The sequence below is a fragment of the Gibbsiella dentisursi genome, assembly GCF_039539505.1.
Classification (GTDB): Bacteria; Pseudomonadota; Gammaproteobacteria; order Enterobacterales; family Enterobacteriaceae; genus Gibbsiella; species Gibbsiella quercinecans.
Genome location: NZ_BAABDG010000007.1, coordinates 795,069 through 816,379, shown reverse-complemented (window position 1 = coordinate 816,379; position 21,311 = coordinate 795,069). Strand labels below are relative to the sequence as shown.

The 21,311-nt window shown below is 46.8% G+C and carries 24 protein-coding genes and 1 other RNA gene; 8 read left to right on the top strand and 17 right to left on the bottom strand.

The features are described 5' to 3' along the window. Window positions 1-90 precede the first annotated feature (90 nt). The 11 genes from ABFX35_RS17880 to ABFX35_RS17830 form a co-directional block, all read right to left on the bottom strand. Window positions 91-300 carry a DUF5983 family protein gene (locus ABFX35_RS17880; protein WP_346082350.1) on the bottom strand — a complete coding sequence of 70 codons (210 nt, stop codon included), beginning with the start codon at window positions 298-300 and terminating at the stop codon, window positions 91-93. Continuing rightward, window positions 297-677 carry a TA system toxin CbtA family protein gene (locus ABFX35_RS17875; protein WP_346082349.1) on the bottom strand — a complete coding sequence of 127 codons (381 nt, stop codon included), beginning with the start codon at window positions 675-677 and terminating at the stop codon, window positions 297-299. The genes ABFX35_RS17880 and ABFX35_RS17875 overlap by 4 nt, the downstream gene beginning before the upstream one ends. 30 nt (window positions 678-707) lie before the next feature. Next, window positions 708-1,034 (bottom strand): type IV toxin-antitoxin system YeeU family antitoxin, encoded by a 327-nt coding sequence (locus ABFX35_RS17870; protein WP_346082348.1) that lies wholly within the window; start codon window positions 1,032-1,034, stop codon window positions 708-710. 10 nt (window positions 1,035-1,044) lie between these two features. Further along, window positions 1,045-1,512 carry a RadC family protein gene (gene radC / locus ABFX35_RS17865; RefSeq protein ID WP_346082347.1) on the bottom strand — a complete coding sequence of 156 codons (468 nt, stop codon included), beginning with the start codon at window positions 1,510-1,512 and terminating at the stop codon, window positions 1,045-1,047. Window positions 1,513-1,526: 14 nt separating this feature from the next. Then, a complete protein-coding gene (locus ABFX35_RS17860; RefSeq protein ID WP_346082346.1) occupies window positions 1,527-1,946 on the bottom strand; it encodes an antirestriction protein in 420 nt (139 codons plus the stop codon). A 130-nt stretch (window positions 1,947-2,076) separates the two neighbouring features. After that, a complete protein-coding gene (locus tag ABFX35_RS17855) occupies window positions 2,077-2,598 on the bottom strand; it encodes an IrmA family protein (RefSeq protein ID WP_346082345.1) in 522 nt (173 codons plus the stop codon). Continuing rightward, on the bottom strand, window positions 2,574-3,203 hold the full coding sequence (locus ABFX35_RS17850) for a hypothetical protein (protein ID WP_346082344.1): 630 nt from the start codon (window positions 3,201-3,203) through the stop codon (window positions 2,574-2,576). The genes ABFX35_RS17855 and ABFX35_RS17850 overlap by 25 nt, the downstream gene beginning before the upstream one ends. Window positions 3,204-3,225: 22 nt before the next feature. Next, window positions 3,226-3,915 (bottom strand): transcriptional regulator, encoded by a 690-nt coding sequence (locus ABFX35_RS17845; protein ID WP_346082343.1) that lies wholly within the window; start codon window positions 3,913-3,915, stop codon window positions 3,226-3,228. A 260-nt stretch (window positions 3,916-4,175) separates the two neighbouring features. Beyond that, a complete protein-coding gene (locus ABFX35_RS17840; RefSeq protein ID WP_346082342.1) occupies window positions 4,176-5,045 on the bottom strand; it encodes a GTPase family protein in 870 nt (289 codons plus the stop codon). Between the two features lie 246 nt (window positions 5,046-5,291). Next, complete coding sequence (locus ABFX35_RS17835; protein ID WP_346082341.1) at window positions 5,292-6,653, bottom strand: hypothetical protein; 1,362 nt, start codon at window positions 6,651-6,653, stop codon at window positions 5,292-5,294. Between the two features lie 415 nt (window positions 6,654-7,068). Then, window positions 7,069-7,479: a GNAT family N-acetyltransferase gene (locus ABFX35_RS17830; protein ID WP_346082340.1), complete on the bottom strand. Its 411-nt coding sequence runs from the start codon at window positions 7,477-7,479 to the stop codon at window positions 7,069-7,071. 1,011 nt (window positions 7,480-8,490) lie between these two features. Between ABFX35_RS17830 and ABFX35_RS17825 the strand changes: the two genes are divergently transcribed. Genes ABFX35_RS17825 through ABFX35_RS17805 form a run of 5 tightly spaced genes read left to right on the top strand, consistent with a single transcriptional unit; the run spans window position 8,491 to window position 14,875 of the window. Next, window positions 8,491-8,730 carry a hypothetical protein gene (locus ABFX35_RS17825; protein WP_004104674.1) on the top strand — a complete coding sequence of 80 codons (240 nt, stop codon included), beginning with the start codon at window positions 8,491-8,493 and terminating at the stop codon, window positions 8,728-8,730. A gap of 51 nt (window positions 8,731-8,781) precedes the next feature. Next, complete coding sequence (locus ABFX35_RS17820; protein ID WP_004104673.1) at window positions 8,782-9,072, top strand: helix-turn-helix domain-containing protein; 291 nt, start codon at window positions 8,782-8,784, stop codon at window positions 9,070-9,072. After that, window positions 9,053-10,024 (top strand): reverse transcriptase family protein, encoded by a 972-nt coding sequence (locus tag ABFX35_RS17815; RefSeq protein ID WP_346082339.1) that lies wholly within the window; start codon window positions 9,053-9,055, stop codon window positions 10,022-10,024. Before ABFX35_RS17820 ends, ABFX35_RS17815 begins: the two co-directional genes overlap by 20 nt. Before the next feature lie 41 nt (window positions 10,025-10,065). After that, window positions 10,066-13,917, top strand: a complete 3,852-nt coding sequence (locus ABFX35_RS17810; protein ID WP_346082338.1) for a P-loop NTPase family protein — start codon at window positions 10,066-10,068, stop codon at window positions 13,915-13,917. Window positions 13,918-13,960: 43 nt separating this feature from the next. After that, window positions 13,961-14,875 carry a hypothetical protein gene (locus ABFX35_RS17805; protein ID WP_346082337.1) on the top strand — a complete coding sequence of 305 codons (915 nt, stop codon included), beginning with the start codon at window positions 13,961-13,963 and terminating at the stop codon, window positions 14,873-14,875. A gap of 42 nt (window positions 14,876-14,917) precedes the next feature. Here ABFX35_RS17805 and ABFX35_RS17800 read toward each other — a convergent pair whose 3' ends face one another. The 3 genes from ABFX35_RS17800 to ABFX35_RS17790 all read right to left on the bottom strand — a co-directional run bounded on the left by ABFX35_RS17800 (window position 14,918) and on the right by ABFX35_RS17790 (window position 17,168). Next, complete coding sequence (locus tag ABFX35_RS17800; protein WP_346082336.1) at window positions 14,918-15,538, bottom strand: inovirus Gp2 family protein; 621 nt, start codon at window positions 15,536-15,538, stop codon at window positions 14,918-14,920. A 620-nt stretch (window positions 15,539-16,158) separates the two neighbouring features. Next, window positions 16,159-16,917 (bottom strand): hypothetical protein, encoded by a 759-nt coding sequence (locus ABFX35_RS17795; RefSeq protein WP_346082335.1) that lies wholly within the window; start codon window positions 16,915-16,917, stop codon window positions 16,159-16,161. A 32-nt stretch (window positions 16,918-16,949) separates the two neighbouring features. Next, window positions 16,950-17,168: a helix-turn-helix transcriptional regulator gene (locus ABFX35_RS17790; RefSeq protein WP_071888804.1), complete on the bottom strand. Its 219-nt coding sequence runs from the start codon at window positions 17,166-17,168 to the stop codon at window positions 16,950-16,952. Between the two features lie 126 nt (window positions 17,169-17,294). Here ABFX35_RS17790 and ABFX35_RS17785 point away from each other — a divergent pair, with 126 nt between their 5' ends. Then, entirely contained in the window at window positions 17,295-18,059 is a 765-nt protein-coding gene (locus ABFX35_RS17785) for a hypothetical protein (RefSeq protein ID WP_346082334.1), read from the top strand. A gap of 34 nt (window positions 18,060-18,093) precedes the next feature. Here ABFX35_RS17785 and ABFX35_RS17780 read toward each other — a convergent pair whose 3' ends face one another. The 3 genes from ABFX35_RS17780 to smpB form a co-directional block, all read right to left on the bottom strand. Beyond that, window positions 18,094-19,335 carry an integrase gene (locus ABFX35_RS17780; RefSeq protein WP_346082333.1) on the bottom strand — a complete coding sequence of 414 codons (1,242 nt, stop codon included), beginning with the start codon at window positions 19,333-19,335 and terminating at the stop codon, window positions 18,094-18,096. 204 nt (window positions 19,336-19,539) lie between these two features. Further along, window positions 19,540-19,902, bottom strand: a transfer-messenger RNA (tmRNA) gene (gene ssrA / locus ABFX35_RS17775). Between the two features lie 49 nt (window positions 19,903-19,951). Next, window positions 19,952-20,437, bottom strand: a complete 486-nt coding sequence (smpB, locus tag ABFX35_RS17770) for an SsrA-binding protein SmpB (RefSeq protein WP_095847547.1) — start codon at window positions 20,435-20,437, stop codon at window positions 19,952-19,954. A 160-nt stretch (window positions 20,438-20,597) separates the two neighbouring features. Here smpB and ABFX35_RS17765 point away from each other — a divergent pair, with 160 nt between their 5' ends. Further along, the gene (locus ABFX35_RS17765; RefSeq protein WP_095847548.1) at window positions 20,598-21,032 is read left to right on the top strand and encodes a type II toxin-antitoxin system RatA family toxin; all 435 of its coding nucleotides are present in this window, start codon (window positions 20,598-20,600) and stop codon (window positions 21,030-21,032) included. Further along, entirely contained in the window at window positions 21,025-21,309 is a 285-nt protein-coding gene (locus ABFX35_RS17760; RefSeq protein WP_121525570.1) for an RnfH family protein, read from the top strand. The genes ABFX35_RS17765 and ABFX35_RS17760 overlap by 8 nt, the downstream gene beginning before the upstream one ends. Window positions 21,310-21,311: the final 2 nt, after the last annotated feature.

The following is a 21,311-nucleotide window of genomic DNA, read 5'->3' as shown; positions in this document are numbered from 1 at the left end:
GAATTAAAATGCTAATTCTTCAATTCAATTATTCTTTGGTGCCTAAGATGGTGCCTAAAACTAATTTTCATTTTATCGGTCCGCTTGGCCTTATCTTACAAGGCTACTTAGGAGAAGGTGAGAGCTGGTTTCCACAATCACCTCGCCGGGTTCCTCCGCGATACGCAGCGTAAGCCCTTGAGCATTAACGGCAGCTATCAGCTCCGCGATCTCAATACCGTCAACATCGACCGCGATTTTCCCCATGTTCAGCGCCAGCACATTGATGCTGTCAGCGTTAAGGTTCAGGCGGATTTTCACTGTGCTTCTCCTCCCTGATACCGGCCCGTTGTGATGCGGGTAATGGTGCTGTAGCCGCTGCTTACTATCAGTCCGGTCGCACGACGGGCACGCAGAATGTCGATGGCACCAATCAGTGAAGAGCGTTCGGTGAGGCTGAAACAGCTATGGTCGGTGCGCACCAGTTCATACCTTTCCACAATGAAATTGACAGCATCACACAGGGAGATACCGGCGTTGATGTGCGCCTGAATCACTCTGTCGTCGCCAAACGGCGTGTCGTTAAGCGTGAGGCCATAATGTTTATCCAGCAGATGCGTGAGCAGCAGCTGCCAGACCTGCACGGGCGACGGGCATGGCTCAGCCGCCCGTGGTTCGGGTAAGGGTAAAGTTTGCATGGGGTGTGTCCTGTTTTGGGAGGTGGCCGGTCAGCCGGTTACAGTCGAAGAGGGATAAATCGCGATGTAAACATAACCGTGCGAACCGAGCGTGTCGGCTTCACAGGTCAATCCGATGTGATGCAGGGTAACGCGTTGCTGCTGTCGGGGATTCAGCTTACCGGCTGACAGCATCTGCTCCAGCTGTTTCATTATCAGCGGAAAAGCCTGGTCAAGGCGAAGAGCTTCATCGTCGCTGAAGTCGCCGGTAAATCCTGCCCGGTCAGCCAGAAAGTGCAGTCGGTTGCCTTCCTGCACCAGCCTAGCACCGAAGTACGGCGTTTTACTGCACGTAAGCCCCCATTGTTGAGAATGCATATGTCCTCCTTCAGGACCAGCCACGTTCGGCAAACGAAACAATCTCTTTGCTGCCGACAATCAGGTGATCCAGCACGCGCACCTCAACCAGCGCCAGCGCTTTTTTTAGCTGCTCGGTAATGCGCCGGTCCGCATTGCTGGGTTCGGCATATCCGGATGGATGGTTGTGGGCAAAGATGGCTGCGGCGGCGTTATGCCGCAATGCGGCTTTCACCACCTCGCGGGGATGAATTTCCGTGCTGGCGATGGAGCCGCAAAACAGCGTTTCGTGTGCCAGTAGCCGGTTCTGATTATCCAGAAACACCACTATAAACACTTCCCGCTCCAGTCCGGCAAGGTTCAGCCGCAGCCAGTCGCGGGTAGCGTTTGCTGAGGCAAACGCCACGCCCGGTTCACGCAGATAATTTTCCAGCAGTGTCAGGGCGCGTTTTATGGTGCGGTGTGAAGTGAGCGGGTGAGGCAATACGGTATTTTCCATAGTGTTCTCCGCTGTCAGTCGATGATGTGCATGATGGCGCTGCTTTCAGGATGGCTCAGCGCAAATTCACGAAGCTGATAGTAGTGCTCACTCATGGCGGGGCTTCCGGTTCTGCAGGAATGGTGGCTCCAGTTCAGCAGGCAAACGGTAATGCCAGCGGCTTCGCTGCCCATCTCCGCACTGTTGCCATTCAGTTTGTTGAACATGGCCCAGCTATCTTCGCTGTCAGGTGCGATGAAGGCACCTCCGTTGCTGAGCGTGTAATAATTCCAGTATCCGCCGTTGTAGGCATCGCACAGGCGATCCATCCAGGCGAAAGCACGAGGCTCCAGCAGCATCCACTGGGGGATTTTGCCGAAGTGCTTCGGCCAGAAGTCAAGGCGCTGCCTGTCCGTTACGGGTGACGCGGTGATGTGTGAAGTGATTTGATCCATGTTGATTCCGTATTAGTGGTTTGAAAACAAAAAAGGCCATGCTTCCCGGAGGAGGCATGGCCTGAAGTTTTTTAAGTGGGTGCTGATAAGGTGGGGTATGGCAGTTGCGCCTCTCAGCCAGTCGTGACGGTTAATTTAAGGCAACTGATACTGACAATGGCTGGTAATACTGCGGATCGAATATGGTCAGTGGCAGAACGGTCTGATGACCTGCATGCAATTCTGTTACCTTCAGAATTTCAACAGCACTGACACCTTCAACACATTCGTGTTCCAGAAAAGCGTCTTGTGAACGTGTTGCGTCACTTTCTCCAAAGGGAGCCACTTCCATGACGCCTTGTGCGAGTGTTTTGCCAGCTTCGTCTTTCAAACGCAGTGACACATTCAGTTGGCCGAAGCTTGTACCGCTTCCGCCGTTATCAAGGCGAAACTGATAAACGCAAATATTGCCGGGAGCCCAGACGGTATCGGTGTTACGGATACTGATGTAGCGTTGTTCGTCGGCCTGTGCGGGTTGCAAATGGCACCACGTAAAACCTGCGATAAAAGGTAAGGCTTTAACAAATCGGTTCAAAAATGATGCTCCTGATTTTGATAAAGGGTCGCTTTGCTGTTGCTGGAAGGACTTCAGCAGTTGCCCGTACGACGACATAATTCCGCCAGACTTTGCTGTGCTACCCATTGCTGTAACTTCCGATCCTCTTCCGAACGTTTAGCTGCCAGAGCAGCCTGTTGCTGCTTATTCACACAATTATCCGGCATGACCATAACGACTTTCGGGGTCATCTGCTGTCTGATCTTTTTTGCTTTAGCATCGACATCATCAACGGGCGGGTAACTAAGAAGGTCATCAATCGCTTTTTGCCGTGCTGAAGATTGATTGTCGATAATAGCGAAATAGCATCCTTCACCTTTGTTTTCTCCCTGATAAACCGTTTCAATGTCATTGAAGGTTTCACCTACAGGCTCCACTTTCAGTTGTCGAATCGTGTGAGTCTTCTTATCGGCAAGAAACAGTGCACCACCACCACGCACACGTATCAGAAACTGTTTTGTCCACGGGTAGTTATCAACAACACTGGCCTGATAGAGCGTGTTGTGAAGTGTGTTGTCATCCAAGCCATCGGCTGATTTCCAGCCTTCAGCCTGCATGTATTGCCAGGCCTTAACAGTGCCGACAATATTTCCAGCTTCAGCTGCAAAAACAGCCCCAAGACAAATGCTGACGACCAGCGCTGTAGTAGTAAGCAGTTTCATAGTGATTATTCCTTTTGAAGTATCAACCCACCGCTGGTGCGACGAGCAGTGAATGGAAAAAGCGAAAATGAGGTAATGCTTGGAGAAATTCCGGGCGGGAAAGCACGCTGGTGAACTCTCTTTTCGGTGTAAACATTTCTGAATGACACGTGACGGAATGGATGATATGCAGCGGGAAAACGGTTATTTGCCCAAGATGCTCCCCCACCAGGAACCAGTCACCGGCACTGAAAATCAACCGGTAAGGTGCAAGGCCATCAAAACGGCATCCGTCGGCCAGCAGGGTAATAAGGCGTTGTTCAGTCGCTGCTCTGACGAGGCGAGTAAAAATACCTGGACGGGGTGGGGAAGCTGGCGATTCCTGATGCCAGACAAGGCACGGCGGCGAGCCCTGACGATTGAGAAGTGAGCTGACCAGATGGCTGTCCATATCCGGAAACAGCGTGCCAATACCTGACTGCCGGGCAAATTGCATCGCAGCTTCTTCCCTGAGTTCATGTCGCCCTCCCGTTAACAGACGGCAGCAGCCGTTCTGATATTCGAGATCGAGGTAAATCAACCGTTCGCGAAAATCACGCTGCAGCGTGCGTTCCGAAACACCAAACTCTGCCGCAAGCAAACGCACATTCAGCGTTTCACCAGCGATCAAGCGGCTGATAATCAGCGACAGCCGGACAGACAAGCGATCAGAGCGACGCTCAGCCTGAGACATTTATGATCTCCAAAACAGGTAAGTAATTAATAAAGATGGCGTTACTGTAATGTGCGCGGTGGACAGGTTATGTCGGTGACGCGTGGCCACATGGTTAGTGCGGATTGGTACTCTGGGTGCGAGATAGGGAGGGGGTACAAGTTTACAGCTGGTATTATCTTCTTGTTGTGCCGACAGGTTGTGTCGGTGATGCTGGAATTGTCTGTAAACCTATGGATAAACGAAATAATTCACCATCGACATGATGATGTTTCATTTCGTCAGAAGAAAATCCAGTCCCAGACGGCACGCGCCATCGACACTACGGCATCCTGGATACTATTAATCACGGCTTTGAATGACTGAGGCAGAGTCGTTGTCACAGAATCAAACACTGCGCCTGTCGCACGACCGAAATCTTCACGCGCCTGCTTTTTTACGGATTCACTGCACAACCTCTCGTGCAGTTGCGTTGCCAGAGGGCTGGTCGCTCGATCCGGGAGACAACGCATCATGGTTTCGACCAGCATCGGAAGGTTCCATTCCGTTCTGGCAGAGATGCTGCATACTGGGTTAAAGGGGGAGAACAGGTGACGAATGGATTCCTTTTTTGCATCAATATTAGCCGACTGATTCGATGATGGTGTATTGCTGGTGGCGTCCCATTCATTGCTGGGCTCGATTTTATCGGCCTGATTAACGACAAACAGCACCCTGTGTTGATAGCCAGCCATCACCTGCTGATAAAAACGCTCATCAATCGAGAAAGCGCGATCATCAGCTTTGATAACCCACAGGATCAGATCTAGCTCAGGAAGAATATTGCGGTACAGAGCTTCGTACTCATCATCGCGCATTTCACTCTCGCCAACGCCGGGCAAGTCGACCAGTATCAGACTGTGTTCGTTACTGTAAAGACGAAAACGCAGCGCCTCTCGGGTACATGCAGTGACATCGCTCACTGGAGTAACGTTACCAGCAAATAGCGCGTTACAGACACTACTTTTGCCCGACCCTGTTTTCCCCATGATGCCAATCACGGGTTCGTATCTGGTGAGTGTGTGGAAGTGATTGAGGATAAGATTTCGAACAGTTGTGGGAAGGGAAGACAGTGGCTTCTCGATGGCTTGAAGGCCGTCAGATTTAGTCATACAGAGATCTCAGCGTTGAAATAAAAATCCCCGCAATCCATAAAGGATGCGGGGGAGTCACTGAGATTATATCTATCTGAAATTAAATGAAATGTATGATAGCCAAGATGGGCGATGAGTTCGATTTTGGCTAACTACGAAAAATACACCGTGACTGAGTGCAATTTGGACAATGTGTATCTTATTGAGGTTATGGCGGGCTACTTTGTGCTAACAACGGACGTTTCCCCCAATGTGTATGCTGCCTTAATCGTCCTCCTCTGGCGGTGGCAATTGCCAGCCATCGGATTGGAAAATAGTGATTACGTCATTGTACTTGGCGACATTTCTATGACCATACAAATGTTGATAAAAGCGAGCACGCGCGTCAGGGTTTGGTAGGTCTGCGGGCATTGCATTGCGGAGCATTCCCAGAAGAAGTTTATTCGTTCCAGCGGCATCCCAATTCTGTCCATTAGCAATGATAGCATCCAGAAGTTGAGCAAACTGCTGCTGGTTAAGATGACCAGCGAACGGTGTGATGAGAGAAGCAAAGTTCCCCTCTGATCCACGCCAGCTTTCTGATTCTTGGTAGAACTCGATTGCTCTATCCCAGAGATCTGGAAGGGGGCGAAAGTTGATTGCCCCAATCAACTGCTGTTGAGTGAATCCGGCTATTAGTTTTAGAAGCACGCCCCTAAGCGGCTGGAATGTCACGCCCATTAGGATACTGTAATCAGTAATCCCGCCAGGAGCAGCCTTCTCGATAGTCTCTAGCAAGGCTGTTCGCGTCGGTTCCTGAAGCTGCGGCCAGAATTCATTAAATGCTGCAATAAAAGCTATCGCTCTAAGTCGGTGTTGTGGCTCTAGTCTATCGATCAGCCTTACAACTGTCAGAGAAACGTCTGGCCAAGCGTTACCGGCACGGTCCCGTACTGCGACTAGTGAGGTTGTAATCTGGTGATTAAGCGACTCCCATTGGCCCGGTACTCCTTTAAGAAGTGATTTTGCGAGAACCGTACCAAAGTTACTTACATTCTGAGAGCGAACGCGAGTGAGATAACGTTGTTCGACATAATCAATAATGCGTTTACTATCCGTGGGAAAGCCCGGCGACTGGACATCAACATCATAAAGTTCGAAGATCGCTTTTCCTTGCAGAGGTTCTTGCGATAGCACGAACTCCACAGCATTTACTAAATGAAGCCGCACCAACTCATGAGACGGCTCGAATAAATCGGCTTCAGCCGAAAATGCCGGGTGCGCGCAAAGATGCCTATCTTCGCGAAGACGGTTTAAATGAGTCCTCGCTATTCTATTAACTACCTGAGTGTTGCCGGTTGCGTCTTCGAGAATACCTCCCTCAAGTTGAAGGAGTTTGGAAATGTCGCCTGACTTAGTCGCGTTATCCCAAGACTGAAGAAATGCAATTGCGGCCGCATCGCCCATGGCGCTAAGTTCACGATATTTTGCTATCAGATCGTAGACAAGTGCTACCCAGGCAGAGGTTAATGCACCGCGTAATGCGCCCGCTTTGTAGGCTTTAACAGCATCAAGAAAATATGCCTTCGATTGAGTATGTCTAATTCGGGTGAGAAGTATATCGAGATCTATGAATCCACTGTCCATAATTAAAATTCAATAAGTTGAAGTGTTGGAGATAATATCATAGCATTTCTTCATCCACCGAAGAGTTTATCAATGTAAACATGCGCCTAAACTAGCTCGAGTAATTTTGAAAGATAACGATGCAATGCACGAATGTCCGCCTTTCGCTGTGAGTTAAATGGGTCGATGCAACGCTATTCTTAATCAAGGAGGGGCTTCTATGCAGAATTAGCCACAGCAGCATCCTGCCGTTGTGTCAGATGATGCACCCGATACTGAAAACCGCAATAACGAACAGCTATGTTCAGACTCTGTAAACAGAAAAACATAATTTACTGACAGTAATAACCAACGATGAAGGGAACCGAACGGCCCCCTTCGTTAACACTGCTCTCTGAACTTTTTAACGAGTGATACGTAACCTGTCAAGGTGACGTCATTTCAGTTTTATAAACGCTTTAAGCTGTCCGTGAACGGTGTCGTACTCTAACTGATGCTTCTCAACAAATCTTGCCCAGAACGGAAGAGAGTTATTGGTCATTTCGATGAACATTTCCGTTTCACCTTTCTCTTTCAAAGAGGCCATTACATGACTAACCAACTTTTCAGCAATATGTCTGGTCCTGTGCTGCGGTGCCACATAAAGTTTGTATAGTTCATTTCCTAGTTGTACGGTAGCGGCGCCGAGTGGCACTCCATCCTCAAGAGCCATACAGTGCCAGCAATCAACATTGCTGCCCAAATCCATAATCCCAATGCCTTCAGGCGAACTGTTCCGATTTTCATCGTCCATCTGTTTCTGGAGTTGGTCCAGGAGATGTTCCTGTGGGGCGTTAACGATATCCATGTTCATCCTCTTGTTATGAAATGATATTAATCATTTCAACAATACACTTCTTTGTGTCCTGAGTGAGAGTGATAAATCTGGGAAATGAGAATGCTCTCTAGGTTTTGAAAGCTTCAATGGACTTGCTGAACGGGTTCCAGACAAATCCATTGGCTGCTACCTAGCTTATAGTTACGATTTCAACCTTTACCTATATCCCTTTTAGGTTAAACACAGACAGTTCCCGGTGTCAGAACTTATGGACACCGCTTATGTTAGCCTGCTTGGCCCATCTCGATCAGAAGTGTTAACGACAAGATTTATGGCCATTTTTAATGTCCGATTTCGCTCACGGCGGATCTTCATTTCAGATAACTCGCCCGCTTTGTGTAAAAGCATAGATCGCGGACTTAATAGCACATTTAGTTAACCATTACATACCTTTAGCCCTGTTGCTTGAAGTCTCGCTGATTGCGCAGACCGAGCCAATTGAAATAGTGAGAATATTGTCAGCGCCAGTTCAACTTGCTATGTAAGCTAACTGAAGAAATAGTTATGCAGCAATCTTGAACAATCATAGGGGGCTGTCTATTCAACATGAAATTGTGTGTATAAGGTGTATTTAATAAGCAATAAAATTTCACTGCCAGTGAAATTTTATTGATTTTGATCGAAGTCTATGGTCTACTCATCACAGGTCAGGCGTTTCGCCTGAGCTGTGTTCTTTAAAATGATTGTTCTCATCGTAACAGCGAAGGTCTAGCGTAATTGCCTGTTTATCAGGCCGCTCCTTCATCCGGTGTTGGAGATTTTGACGGGCAGACCAGCGTAATCGGTCAGTCTGAAGCACGTTCGTCATGATGGTGATATGTAGCCAGTCGCGATACGCGGCTACTAGGCAACTGCACTATCGGAGTTAACGGGGCTTCATCGTCGCGAAGACTGGTGTTGGGCTTGCGCATCGGGTTGGCTCCTTTCGGCCATCGCCTTGTTACGGGGCTTCGGCGTTTTGCCGATTCAAAGGAGAGCAACATGAATCACGATACTTTAAAGAACACCATCGCAACGCTTGAAAAGCTGCGCGATGCTCACTGCAGCCAACTCGATGCTGGCGCTCTGGCAGAGCTGGAAGATGTATTGCGTCAGTTACGCATACATCGTGACAGCCCGGTAAGAAGCGGGTTCCGGTTTGACGATATAGTCTTCCGGGCACTGCGTATTATTGACGTTGTGGTTCGTCTGATCACAAACATTGATGATTGGATGAAATAATGCAACAGAGCCAAGACGCAGCAGGCCCAATATTTATTTGCGGAGTTAATTATGAATATCGGACAGGCTATCAAGTTATGCCGAACCAGAAGGGGAATATCACAGACGGATTTAGCTCGGAAGGCAGAATGTTCTGTTTCTTATCTTTCCATGCTCGAAAACAATAAGCGAGATCCGACGCTTTCAACCCTTAACAGCATTGCTTCTGCTCTCAACATTCCTGTCAGCATTATTTTCTTTATTGCTGCAGAGGCCGGTGATCTTAACGGTATTGATAAGGGACTCCAGGGGGAACTTGCGCGTACTGCGTTGGAGCTGCTTAATGATTCACACTCTGTCTGACTCACCCTTCTATAGCAAACGACGCATCAGCAGTATGACAGCGCTATCAAAAGCGCTGAACATCTCTCCTATCGAACTACTTAATCTAGCCAATCGTGCGGACAATATGTACCGACTCGCCAGCACTATCACTAAGCCTGACGGAAGTTCGCGCCAGACTTGGGATGCATATGCACCTCTAAAAAAAGTACAACGCAATATCAGGCGCAATATTCTTGATTACGTTATTTATCCAGCATATTTGACAGGTAGTCTGAAAGGTTGTGATTATAAAACTAATGCAACTTTACACGCTGGTTCTACGATTGTTATTAATGAAGATATCACGCGTTTTTTCCCGTCAACTTCAGACACAATAGTGCATAACATATGGCAACATTTCTTTGGCTTCGAGAATGAAGTAGCTGAATGTTTAACCAGGCTGACGACCCGACAAGGGGAGCTACCTCAGGGGGCCATCACTAGTTCATTTCTGGCTAACCTGGCGTTTTGGAAAGATGAACCGGCACTGCAAGCCAGTTTTCAGGCAAGAGGAATAATTTATTCCCGCTACGTTGATGATATCGCCGTCTCGTCAGTAAACTTTCTTGATAAACCGGCTAAAACGAATGTGATAGCCTCGATTTATGGCATGCTTTCCAGGCACGGTTACCAGCCTAAACGAGCTAAACACGAAATCAGAACATCTGGGCAACGGATGGAAGTTACCAAGCTTTCGGTGAATTCAAAACCTGGTATCTCTTCCGCTAAGCAAAGTCAGATACGATCGGCCGTCCATCATTTGGAGCAAGCCATTCTTAGGGGCGAAATTATCGAGTTCGATAAGGGCCTTTATGCACAAACATTGGGACTAGTTCATTTATTGGCCAGATTCCATCCTGGCAAAGCAAAAAAACTTAAACAGCGCTTGCTTGCTCTTAAGAGTGCGGGGCGCACGAATATGTATACATAGTGTAAGAACCAGGGAAAAAAATTTTTAACTAAGGTGAAGGCGTGGCAATCTTTGACATTGAAAAGGATGAATTACTTCGGCTCTCCGATACTCAGCTAGAAGAGCTGATAGCTCGGCTAGCAGAAGCTGAAGTGGCAATACATGGTCATAGCCCTGCATGTGTAAATTGGTCTGGCTCAATTACAGCCCCTGACGGAGGGATTGATATCCATGTTCAGGTTCCAGTTGATCAACTGAAACCAAGCTTTCTTGTAAGGCCTAATACGGTCTTTCAGGCAAAGAAACATAAAATGCCAAAGGCTACAATTACGAAGGAAATGAGCACCGGTAAAACGCTTTCACCCACCATATCTGAACAAGCCAGAAAACAAGGCAGCTACATCATTGTCAGCCTGGGTGATGATTGCTCGCCCTCAGGAAAGGCGGATCGTCTCAAAGCGATGAGGGATGCAGTAAAAGATGATCCTAATAAAAGCAATCTTCATCTCGATTTCTACGACCGTTCCAAACTCATTCAATGGCTGCGCCAACATTCATCAGTCATGCTGTGGGTAAAAGGGAAGCTTGGGCAAGGGTATTACGGTTGGCAACCCTACGGAGCTTGGAGCAATCCACCCCAAGGTGTTACAGACACTTTAATCTCAGCCCCAGGAGTAACCATTACTTTACCGTCGGGAAAGGGGCAAAAACTTAAAATTGATGAAGCAATTAGCCCAATGCGTGCCCTTATTCGTTCGACGAATAAGGCGGTTCGTATTACAGGATTATCTGGTGTCGGGAAGACTCGGATCGTTCAGGCGCTCTTTGATGAAACTGTTGGAACAGATGCGCTTGACCGGACAGTAGCTATTTATGTTGATACTGGTTCTGAGCCAGTACCGTCGGCTACAGCAATGCTTGATAAGCTGATCGCTGAGGACCGACGAGCAATTATGATCCTTGATAATTGTCCATCAGAACTCCATGCTTCGCTTGCCAGTAAGGTATCAGCCACAGGAAAAGAAGTAAGCCTCATCACAATCGAGTACGACATTAGGGATGACAAACCACAGACAACTGAGGTCATCCATATTGAGACAGATGGTCCAGAGGTGGCAGAGCAACTTCTTATCCGTCGCTTCCCTTCTATTGGTCAGAATAATGCCCGTCGTATTGCTGAGTTTGCAGATGGGAATGCAAGAGTTGCTTTGGCTATAGCTGAGAGAGGGGAGGAAGGCGAGAGTTTGGCTCTACTTTCTGATGCGCAGTTGTTTAATCGCTTGTTTGAACAGCGTAATCATCCTGATGGTAATTTACGGGAGCAAGCTGAAATATTGTCACTGGTGTATTCATTCTCGGTATCTAGTCCAGATGCTGCTACCGACGAACTGGAAATATTAGGGGCGCTCTTTGGGTATTCCAGAACCCAGTTATTTAAAGCCGTTACGAAGCTGATGGAACGTCATATCGTTCAGAAAAGATCTCACTGGAGAGCTATCTTACCTCATGCCATTGCTAACAGATTGGCTGCATCCGCACTCGACAGTATTCCCGTCGATCAACTTAGGGCGACTTTTGAAGCTCCGGGTTGTGAGCGTTTATTAATGTCTTTTTCACATCGCTTGGGGTTGTTGCATGACCATCCTGTTGCGAAAGAAATTGTAGAAGCCTGGCTTCAGCCTGAAGGGATGTTAGGAAGAATAGCCGAGTTAAATGATATTTCGTTACGAATACTTGGGTATATCGGACCGGTTGCACCTGAAGCATTGCTCAACAGAATTGAGGCCGTACTCTCATCATCTGATTTCAAAGGTATGGAACCGGGCTACAATCCGCAGCGAAGTAGTATTCTGCGTCTTTTACAAATGATGGCATACGAACCGAACGCCTTTGAACGATGCGCCAGGCTTCTTATTCAAATGGCAGAGGACGAAGCCGATAATAATGACCTGGACTCTGCTCGAAACATGGTCCCAAGGTTTTTCCAGGCGTATCTGTCTGGTACTCATGCATCACTAAGCCAGCGTATTGCTTTAATGAACGAATGCATTGCATCAAACATTATTACGCGTAGATCTTTGGGCTTCAAGATGCTGTCAACCGCCCTGGATGGCCCACCGTGGTCAGGGTTTGGGGTTAGTGAGTTTGGAGCTCGACCAAGAGACTATGGATACGAACCCAACTATGATGAACTTGTCGAATGGCGCAGCGCCTTTATTGACGTCATTATCCATTTAGCGGCATCCGGAGATCCTGAGCTTGAAAGGCCTGCAAGATCAATCCTGGCAGACAAATTCAGGGGAATTTGGTTTCAAGAAGCAATGCGAGACAAACTCGTCGATGCTGCCCGTACATTAAATGCTTTAAGTCCTTGGGGGGAAGGTTGGAAAGCCGTTCGTTCAACGGTCTATTTTGACTATACCAAGCGTAGCGATGGAGATGATGTTGAGCAGTTGCCGGATAGTCTTGCTGCCTTAGAGAAGGAGTTGGAGCCCATTGCGTTAATTTCAACAATAAAGACATACGTGTTGAGTATAAATCATGATTATTGGGCACTGGATGCGGATTTTGATCATGAGGACTCCGATAAATATACCGCAGCCGGAAAACGACTTGAAGCTAAAGCACTTCAATTGGGACAGGACTTTTCCTTATCAAATCATGTGCTTGAGGAGTTAGGAGCAGATTTGTTCTCCATCGGTGGAATGCCTTATCGCGCTGTCTTTGGTCGAGGACTTGCTCGAGGGGCACATGATCTAAGTATTGGCTGGCAGCGACTTGTTGAACAAATTGAAAAACAGCCAGATGCTAACAAAGACTTTGGAGTTATTGGGGGATTCATCGAAGAAGTTGACTCTGTCGATCCATCATTAGCACAGAAGTTTCTCGACCAATGTGCGCAGCATCCTGAACTTCGACAGGTATTGGTTGGCTTGCATCCTTGGGGGAAATTTACAGTAAATGATCTGGATCGCTGCATGAAGCATTTGGACGATCCAGACATTCGCCCTTTCATGTATGAGTCGATTTTATGGCGAGAACAATACGCCAATTTGCCGAGAATTCGTCTTCTCGAGCTTGCTGAGCAACTCCTGAGTAAAGCAAGCGGAGATAATGTCATTTTGCATGCGCTCTCCATGAGACTGCATGGTAAAGACAAATCGGTAGATACGCTTGGCGCAGACTTTCGGTTGATTGGTCTTGCTGCTGCAATCCAGCGGATTAAAAACAGCGACAGAGGCCAAATAGGGACAATTGATTTTTACATGGAGCGAGTTATCGATGCCGCATTGCGTTTCGATGGTAATGAGGCAAAAAAAATTGAGTGGTTGGACGCAATTTTCAATGTCATTGATGAACACTATGGATATTTTTTGGGATTCGAGAAGACTATAGCAACAACTGTTGCGTTAATGCCTGAATCATTTCTCAATTGCATTTTTGAATGCACCGAGGAACAGCAGCAGGGAAGACAGTTCTTTATTCGTCGTGGCAGTTTACGCCGTTCTCCTCTTGCTGATGTAAGTACTAGAGTCTTGATTGAATGGTGCCGTGCCAGAAATGATCCCAGTGTTTGGGCTGCCATTGCGGCTGGTGTGACTCTCTGGTCAAAGAATGATGAACAGAATGTACTAACCCTACACGAAGCTGCTATAGAACTGTTAGAGGCCTCTCCTGAGCCATTAGCTGTGCTGGAGTCTTTTGCTGAGCGAATCACTCCATCCTCTTGGACTGGTAGCCTGGCGAACATAATGCAAGCTAGATCAAGCGTCATCGGTGCGCTGAGTAAACACGAGCGTCCAGATATCGCCGAGGCTGCCAAAACAGTTTGTGAAAAAATGAGTCAGTGGGTCGAACGCCAAAAAGAACGTGAACAAAGGGAAGATAGTGAAAGGGAACAGCGGTTTGAATAAAGGCTAGAAGCCTATACAAACGTTCTGCGATAAGGAGAAAGTGATGGAGTCTGCACGTGATAAACGTACCCGTGAGATTGTAGAAGCAGAGGATCTGTGGTTGCTTGATAGCGTTGATACTGAAGGCTATGTATGCTGGGGGTGTGGTATAACCATGCATCCTGCTGCATGGGAAAAAGATAAAAAAGTCAGAGCCTATTTTAAAAAGAAACGACATATTCAACATCATCATGAATGCGATGCTGATGCTGAAAGCACAGTAATTCGCCAAGGCCAGAAGGCGAGTGTCCGCAACATACTGGACAGTGCTCCGGGTTTAATGCCCTCGGGATTAAAGTTGATTGAACAACGCCCGGTTGTTGAACCAAGTTTCTCTAGTGATGAAAGTAAATCCAGTTCGACACGTTCAGCATCCTCACAATCTGGTGAAGGTAATTCACCTGAACGACAATCCCGGCGTCAAGTGAATGCTATTCGCAATATTTGCCGTGCCTTCATCCGTTTCCCGCATGACCGGGGAATGTCGCTTAACGTTCCCGGTATCAGTGGTCAAATCTACATGACGGTGTTTAAAAAGCTCCGGAATGAGGTTCAACCTTACCCGGAGTCGAAGATCTTTTATGCACCACTGCTCTGGAATAAATTTACTGAAAATGATGAAAACCTAATCATTCCACTGTCTGGTGAATGGGGGGAAGATGAGTCAGGTAAACCTAAACCTACCCGAAGCTACCAGATCTACATCGAATGGGCTAGCTGGTCTAAAGCCAAGCGTACCGTGGTTCGTAAAGAGCTGGAAGCAGCCCGTACAGAGGCTATCGAGGCTAAAGGTAAAGGGCTGAAAGATAAAGCATGGGTATTCTTTATCGGCGAGCAAGATACTGAAAATCCGGAGATCTTCTACGTTAGCGATTATCGACTCATCTGCGCGATTGTAGGACATATCACTTATCCCTAACGTGTAAAAGGCCTTCCCGATTGGGAAGGCTTGCCCATATGACTATTTGTGACTACCGCCGAAATTGCGTTCACCTTCTTCGTAAATTTTGCTGTCAAGTTTGGTCAGATAGCCCAGACGTTGGATCAGCTCCCCGTACTCATAGATATAATCTGCTGAGTTTCGGTCCAAGATATACCGGCAGTTATCAGGGAAGTGAACCAGCCCTGGGTAGTCCTCTAGCTCCAATCCTAATGCACTGTACCAAGCTCTGGTGATCATCATACGTAAGCTAGTGTCGATATTATAATCGCCCAGCTTGTTGTAAGCCTGTTCGTTAAATAAAAAGCAAACGTGGAAGTGGCATTTCCCTGATTGGCTGAATTCCTTAGCCCATACGTCACGCAGAGTATTGGGATGAACTCTGACACTGTTACGCCTCCTACGACGCTCACTGCTTTTAAGTATCTCTTTTAGTGAGTTGATGGATCGAGATATTGCCCCTGGCTCACGATTAATGAAACAGCCGATGGTATCTCCGTTATCAAGTATCGGAGGATAATGGAAATCAACACGCACAGCCATAATGCTGGTATATTGGTTGGTGGCATAGCTGAGCACCTCAAGTATTCTATCCAGATTGTCTGCGTTATGTAATCCATGAGATCCTAAGTATGTGTTCATAATATAAACCTATGTGGTTGATCCTACAGTCTGTCAGGGACCGTATTGGTTGTTACCACACACGCAGGGCTATACTTATTCAGAGTTAAGGATATATTCTGGTATCAGGCATTAGTACGGATATACTATCCTGATCTAACTGGTAATATATCTATTATCTAACTCTTGTTAAGTAGTAAAGGTATATAGCAATTATAATACCTTTTCCTACACCTAAAATTGAGATGAAGTTAGTCCCAGCCTGTGATGACTGTATAAAAGTTACTCTGCAATTAGTTCGAATAAGCTAGTCTATTACGGCACCATCCCAATTTCTTTTCACTGTCGAAATACTTATGCATAAATGTTTTGCAGTCTGTGACTGCGTGAGACCCCGTTTCTTTGCTAGTTGGATATAATTATAAAATTTACTCCCTTGTGGGCGACCTGCTGCTTTAACCAATTTGTTTATGTGAAGTTTCATTTTTTCTATAAAAATCTCATAGGTGATTGAAAGTTGGGTTCTTAGTGTTTCATTATGTAATATGCCCTGTTTTGCTTAATATTGGTGTCGTTTTTAAGTTTAGCGATTTAGCAGGATTATGCATTTATCCAAAAAAACATAAAATTGGTATCATTAATCACATTTTTACTTCGTCTTTGAATGGTTCAACAATAATAATTTTCCCTCCATTTTTCGTTGAGGCAGAAACATCGTCCTCATGAACTACTGGTATCATTAATGCTTTGTTGTTTATATAATAAACTGGGATCCAGCAGATGCACTGCACAGTTTTGTTGTCGCTTTTTCGACGAACAGTTTCATCTATTCCTAATGTGATTAGGTCTAATATAGGGGCGATAAACATTTTGCTGAAGTCAAAGGAAACATCTTCATAAGATGTTTCTTTAATTAGTATTAGGTTTGAGTACCCAGCTGATAACTTGTGAGCATAGTTGATTCTTCTGTCTAAATAAATGAATATTCCTTTCTTAGCATTGTATTTGTCTATAATTCCTTCTTGATTTTCAATTATCCTTTTTCTCTCATTCTCCCCAATCCTTCTGTTAGGCAAGTTGTGTTTATAACGATTGTGATCAAGGTTGTCGATGTTATATTTTATGTAAGTATTCCAAATGGCAAGGTAATACTCTTCTTGCGACCTGACAGGTATGCTACGTAATGGTCTGTTCTTGGAAAATAAACAAGCTTGAAAGAGGTTATTTTCAATTTCATTAGCTTCATCATGATGTGATATTATTTTTTCTAAAACTGGCGCGACGGCATCCGTTGCCAATGAAATAGCAGATGATAATGAGCATTTTTTTATGCGGCAGTATTTTTTGAAAATTTCAATCGTTGTATTGTTAGATGTACTGTATGTGACACGCTGTGACATAACTTTCCCTCTTAACCTGTGAGTAATAAAAATTAAGCTTCATTTGAGGCCTGAGCGCGTTCATTGATCCACCCGTCAATTTCTGACTCAAGCCAGCCTACAGACTGCTTTCCAAGCTTCCGTGGCTTAGGAAAAGAAGAGTCGTATCTTGGTGATTTTGGGTTTAGCCAGTCGTAAATGGTGGATCTGGCTATGCCAGTTTTAATGACAATCGAGTTTAAACGTAAAATTCTTACATTGGATGTGATCATCTTGGCTTCCTCTTTATCGTTTGGTTTTGAACGAGATTGAGGTTAACTTCTATGAACATGTGAAAAAATATAGCTGCCATAAAAAACTTTTTTTACGGCATATGCAGATAACTGGTTGATTAATATATGGATGATTTGAACTGGTGTTTTGGTATGATTTGTGAGCAATACGTAAGAATACGCGATGGCTTGCAGCAAGAAATCAAACCAAACAGATGGCCTGCTGGTGATAAAAGGCTAGATGAGCTTTCTTTATTAAATGATGATAATCAGGTAGTTAGTGATTTATTGAGTCAAGTATTGAGTAAGTACTCAATGTGCGACGATGCGATTATTAAGTGTAGGCCTCGGTTAGATATTGAGCTTTCGCACTTGCGTGCCAATGGGTGGATTAAAGGGCTGAATGAAAATTTCAGATTGAATCTCTTGCTGGCAGGTATTGAGTATCAATGGGCTAAAGCAGCCTGGAATTATGACAAACGGCGATCGATTCAGGCTCTAAATGTCGCTCTCACGTTGCTGCATGAGTGCTCTGGCGCATGTATGTGCTGTGAGCTTATTGATGAAGAGAGAAAAATCCATAAAGTAAGAGTTAAGGCCGCAGCGAAAGGTGGGGCTACCAAGGCGGAAGTCTATAATCCAATAATGGAAGAGGCTATTCGATTACTGCAAATTACTCCTCAAGCCGTGGGAGGATGGAAGCGCTGGACCGATGCCGCAGAAGCAATTGAGCGACCACTTTGGTTGTTCATTGAGGAACAAAAAAAGCACAATAACATCATTGATTTAAAAGAAGAAAATCTAGTAAGTAAGATCCTGCTATGGGGTAAGAAAAATGTTGAGCTTGGTACAGCGTTGAATGAAAAAGTTCTTAAGCCAAAAAAATTATAAGTTTTGCGCCCCTTCAGGCGCAATCGATTGAAAGTTAAATAACCAATCGCAAGTTTTGAACGCCATTTATTAATAAACTACCTGCATCAGCGGCTTTTACAAAATCAGCCCACCATTGCATCATCGGGCGTCGCTGCTCAAGATAATCGCTACGGTTGTAAGCACGACGAACCTCATTCTTGTCCACATGAGCAAGTGCTGCTTCAATCACATCTGGTGGAAAGCCTTGCTCGTTAAGGGCCGTACTGGCGATAGATCGCAGGCCATGCGAAACCAGCACTCCGCCAAAGCCCGCACGCTTTAGTGATGCGTTAACCGTCTGACTATTCATTGGCTGGTTAGGTTTGATACGGCTGGGAAATATGAACTCCCGATTGCCACTTAACGGCTTCATCATTTCCAAAACAGCTATTGCCTCTTCTGACAAAGGAACTGTGTGGTCATGGTTCATCTTCATGCGCGATGCAGGGATCTTCCATTCTCGTGCCTCCATGTCTACCTCGTCCCAACGAGCCTCAGCCGCTTCAGTAGGGCGGGTGATGGTAAGAAGCTGCCACATGAACAGACACCTTGTTGAAAGGCTAATGCTGGCCGTTCGCATCGTATGCATTAACTGAGGCAGCTGATCCGGACGAATACTGGGCATGTTTTTCTTCTGCGGCTTCTCGAATGCCTTGCCAATATTGACACTGGGAACAGCATCAATCAGCCCCGTGTTTTGGGCATAGATCATGACCTCATTGATGCGTTGGCAAAGGCGACGAACAGTTTCCAGTGCACCTCTGGCTTGTACTGGTTGCACAGCCTGAACCAGCGTGTGAGCTTTGATATCTGTAACGCTAACGTCACCAATCGCTGGAAAGACATCTCTTTCAAGAGAGCGCCATATATCATCTGCATAGTCCTCGGTAACACTGGCTTTCTTCACATTCCACCAACGTTCCGCAACGAGCTGGAAAGTATTAGTTTTGGCTTCAAGCGAACTACGCAGTTGTTCTTGCTGATGTTCCTGAGGATCGATTTGTTTCGCAAGGAGAGAACGTGATTCTGCCCGATAGCTTCGAGCATCGGCAAGCGTAACTGACGGGTAGGGGCCAATACTCTTTTTCGCTCGCTTCTTGGTGACGGGGCGAATGTAGCGAAATTGCCAGATTTTACTCCCGCTGGATCTGATCAGTAGCTCAAGGCCATCGCCATCATAGAGCACATAGTCCGCTTCCTTGGGTTTGGCAGATTCGATTTCCTTAACGGAGAGAGGTTTAGTTTGTCTAGCCATTGCCGAGTTTCCATAGTTTTAGGCACCTCAAAAACAATAAAGCTTTATGAGGTGCCTAACAAGGTGCCTAAAAGGTTCGGATTTAATTAGTTCAGTTAGGACTTCGCGGGACAATTTGAGGGCACAAAAAAGCCCGCAGGGCTTGCGCCGTGCGGGCTCTTAGGACTTCATCGGATGACTCTGGTAATCACCGATGGAGAATTTTGGTGGAGCTGGGGGGATTTGAACCCCCGTCCGAAATTACTACACCGTTGGCACTACATGCTTAGTCCAATCTTTACATTCGCCTGCCAGCTGCGGATGGACACGCCACTAACAAACTAGCCTGATTGGATTTAACGCTTCAACCCCAGGCAGGGTATCCACGCGATCTCTTTTGGGTTTGACCTCTCTTGATCCCCGTCCTAAGAGCGGAGGCTAGGGAGAGAGGGCTCAGAGCAGGTTATTAAGCTGCTAAAGCGTAGTTTTCGTCGTTTGCGACTATTTTTTTGCGGCTTTTTACGAGGCCAACCGCCCCTCGGCATGCTCCTAAGGCTTCACAATCCCGTCGAATCCAGAATCAGCCCCAGTAACTAAACAGCAGTATAACAGAAGTTTACCCTGCTACGCCAGCAACTTAACGGCCGGCGGCGTTCTTCATGATGCGGGCTTTCGCCGTTTGCCACTCGCGCTCTTTAATGTTGTCGCGCTTGTCGTGCTCTTTTTTACCTTTGGCTACGCCAATTTTCAGTTTGGTCCAGGCATTCTTCCAGTACATGGAAAGGGCGACCACGGTGTAACCTTCGCGGTTAACGCGGCCAAGCAGTGAATCGAGCTCGCGCTTGTTCAGCAACAGTTTGCGTGAACGCGTGGGATCGCACACCACGTGCGTAGAAGCCACGTTCAGTGGCGTGATGGTGGCACCAAACAGATAAGCTTCGCCGTCGCGGAACATAACGTAGCTGTCACTGATGTTGGCCTTGCCAGCACGCAGCGATTTAACTTCCCACCCTTGCAGGGACAGGCCGGCTTCGAACTCTTCTTCAATGAAGTATTCGTAGCGGGCGCGCTTGTTTTGCGCAATGGTGGCGGAACCGGGTTTGTATGCTTTTTTCTTTGTCATAGTGCGTTCATTATACTGGATGCCGCAGCGAAAGAAATCCTTTCCCGTTCAGCACATGCGTAATTTCTCGCTTTTTGCGCCGGGTAAATCAAGCGTAGATTTTTTGTCTGATGCCCGATCGATGTTATTATCTGCGCGTTTATGATTCACAGGAAATGATATGCCACAGATCAGTCGGTCTGCGTTGGTACCGTTCAGTGCTGCGCAGATGTACCAATTGGTTAATGATGTTCATTCTTACCCTGATTTCCTGCCGGGTTGCACCGGTAGCCGCGTGCTCAACGCCACGGATAAGGAAATGACGGCGGCTGTAGATGTCGCCAAGGCGGGGATTAGCAAAACGTTTACCACACGTAATACCTTGCAGGATAACCAAAGTATCAATATGCAGCTTGTGGATGGCCCATTCCGCAAACTGATGGGCGGCTGGCATTTCACGCCGCTGAGCCCCGATGCCTGCAAGGTGGAGTTACATCTGGATTTTGAATTCACCAATAAGCTGATTGAGTTGGCTTTCGGTAAAGTGTTCAAAGAGCTGGCAGGCAGTATGGTGCAAGCGTTCACCCAGCGGGCCAAAGAGGTTTACAGTGCCTGATATCCGAGTCGAAGTGGTCTACGCACTGCCGGAGCGCCAGTACCTGCGCACGGTTACCCTGGCGCAGGGCAGCAGTGTTGAACAGGCGATCCGGGCTTCCGGGCTGTTGGAACTGCGCAGCGAGATCGATCTTGCCGCTAACAAGGTGGGCATCTATAGCCGCCCGGCCAAGCTGGGGGATGACGTGAACGATGGCGATCGGGTGGAGATCTACCGGCCGTTAATTGCCGATCCGAAAGAGTTGCGCCGCCAGCGGGCGGAAAGAGCAAAAAAATAAGG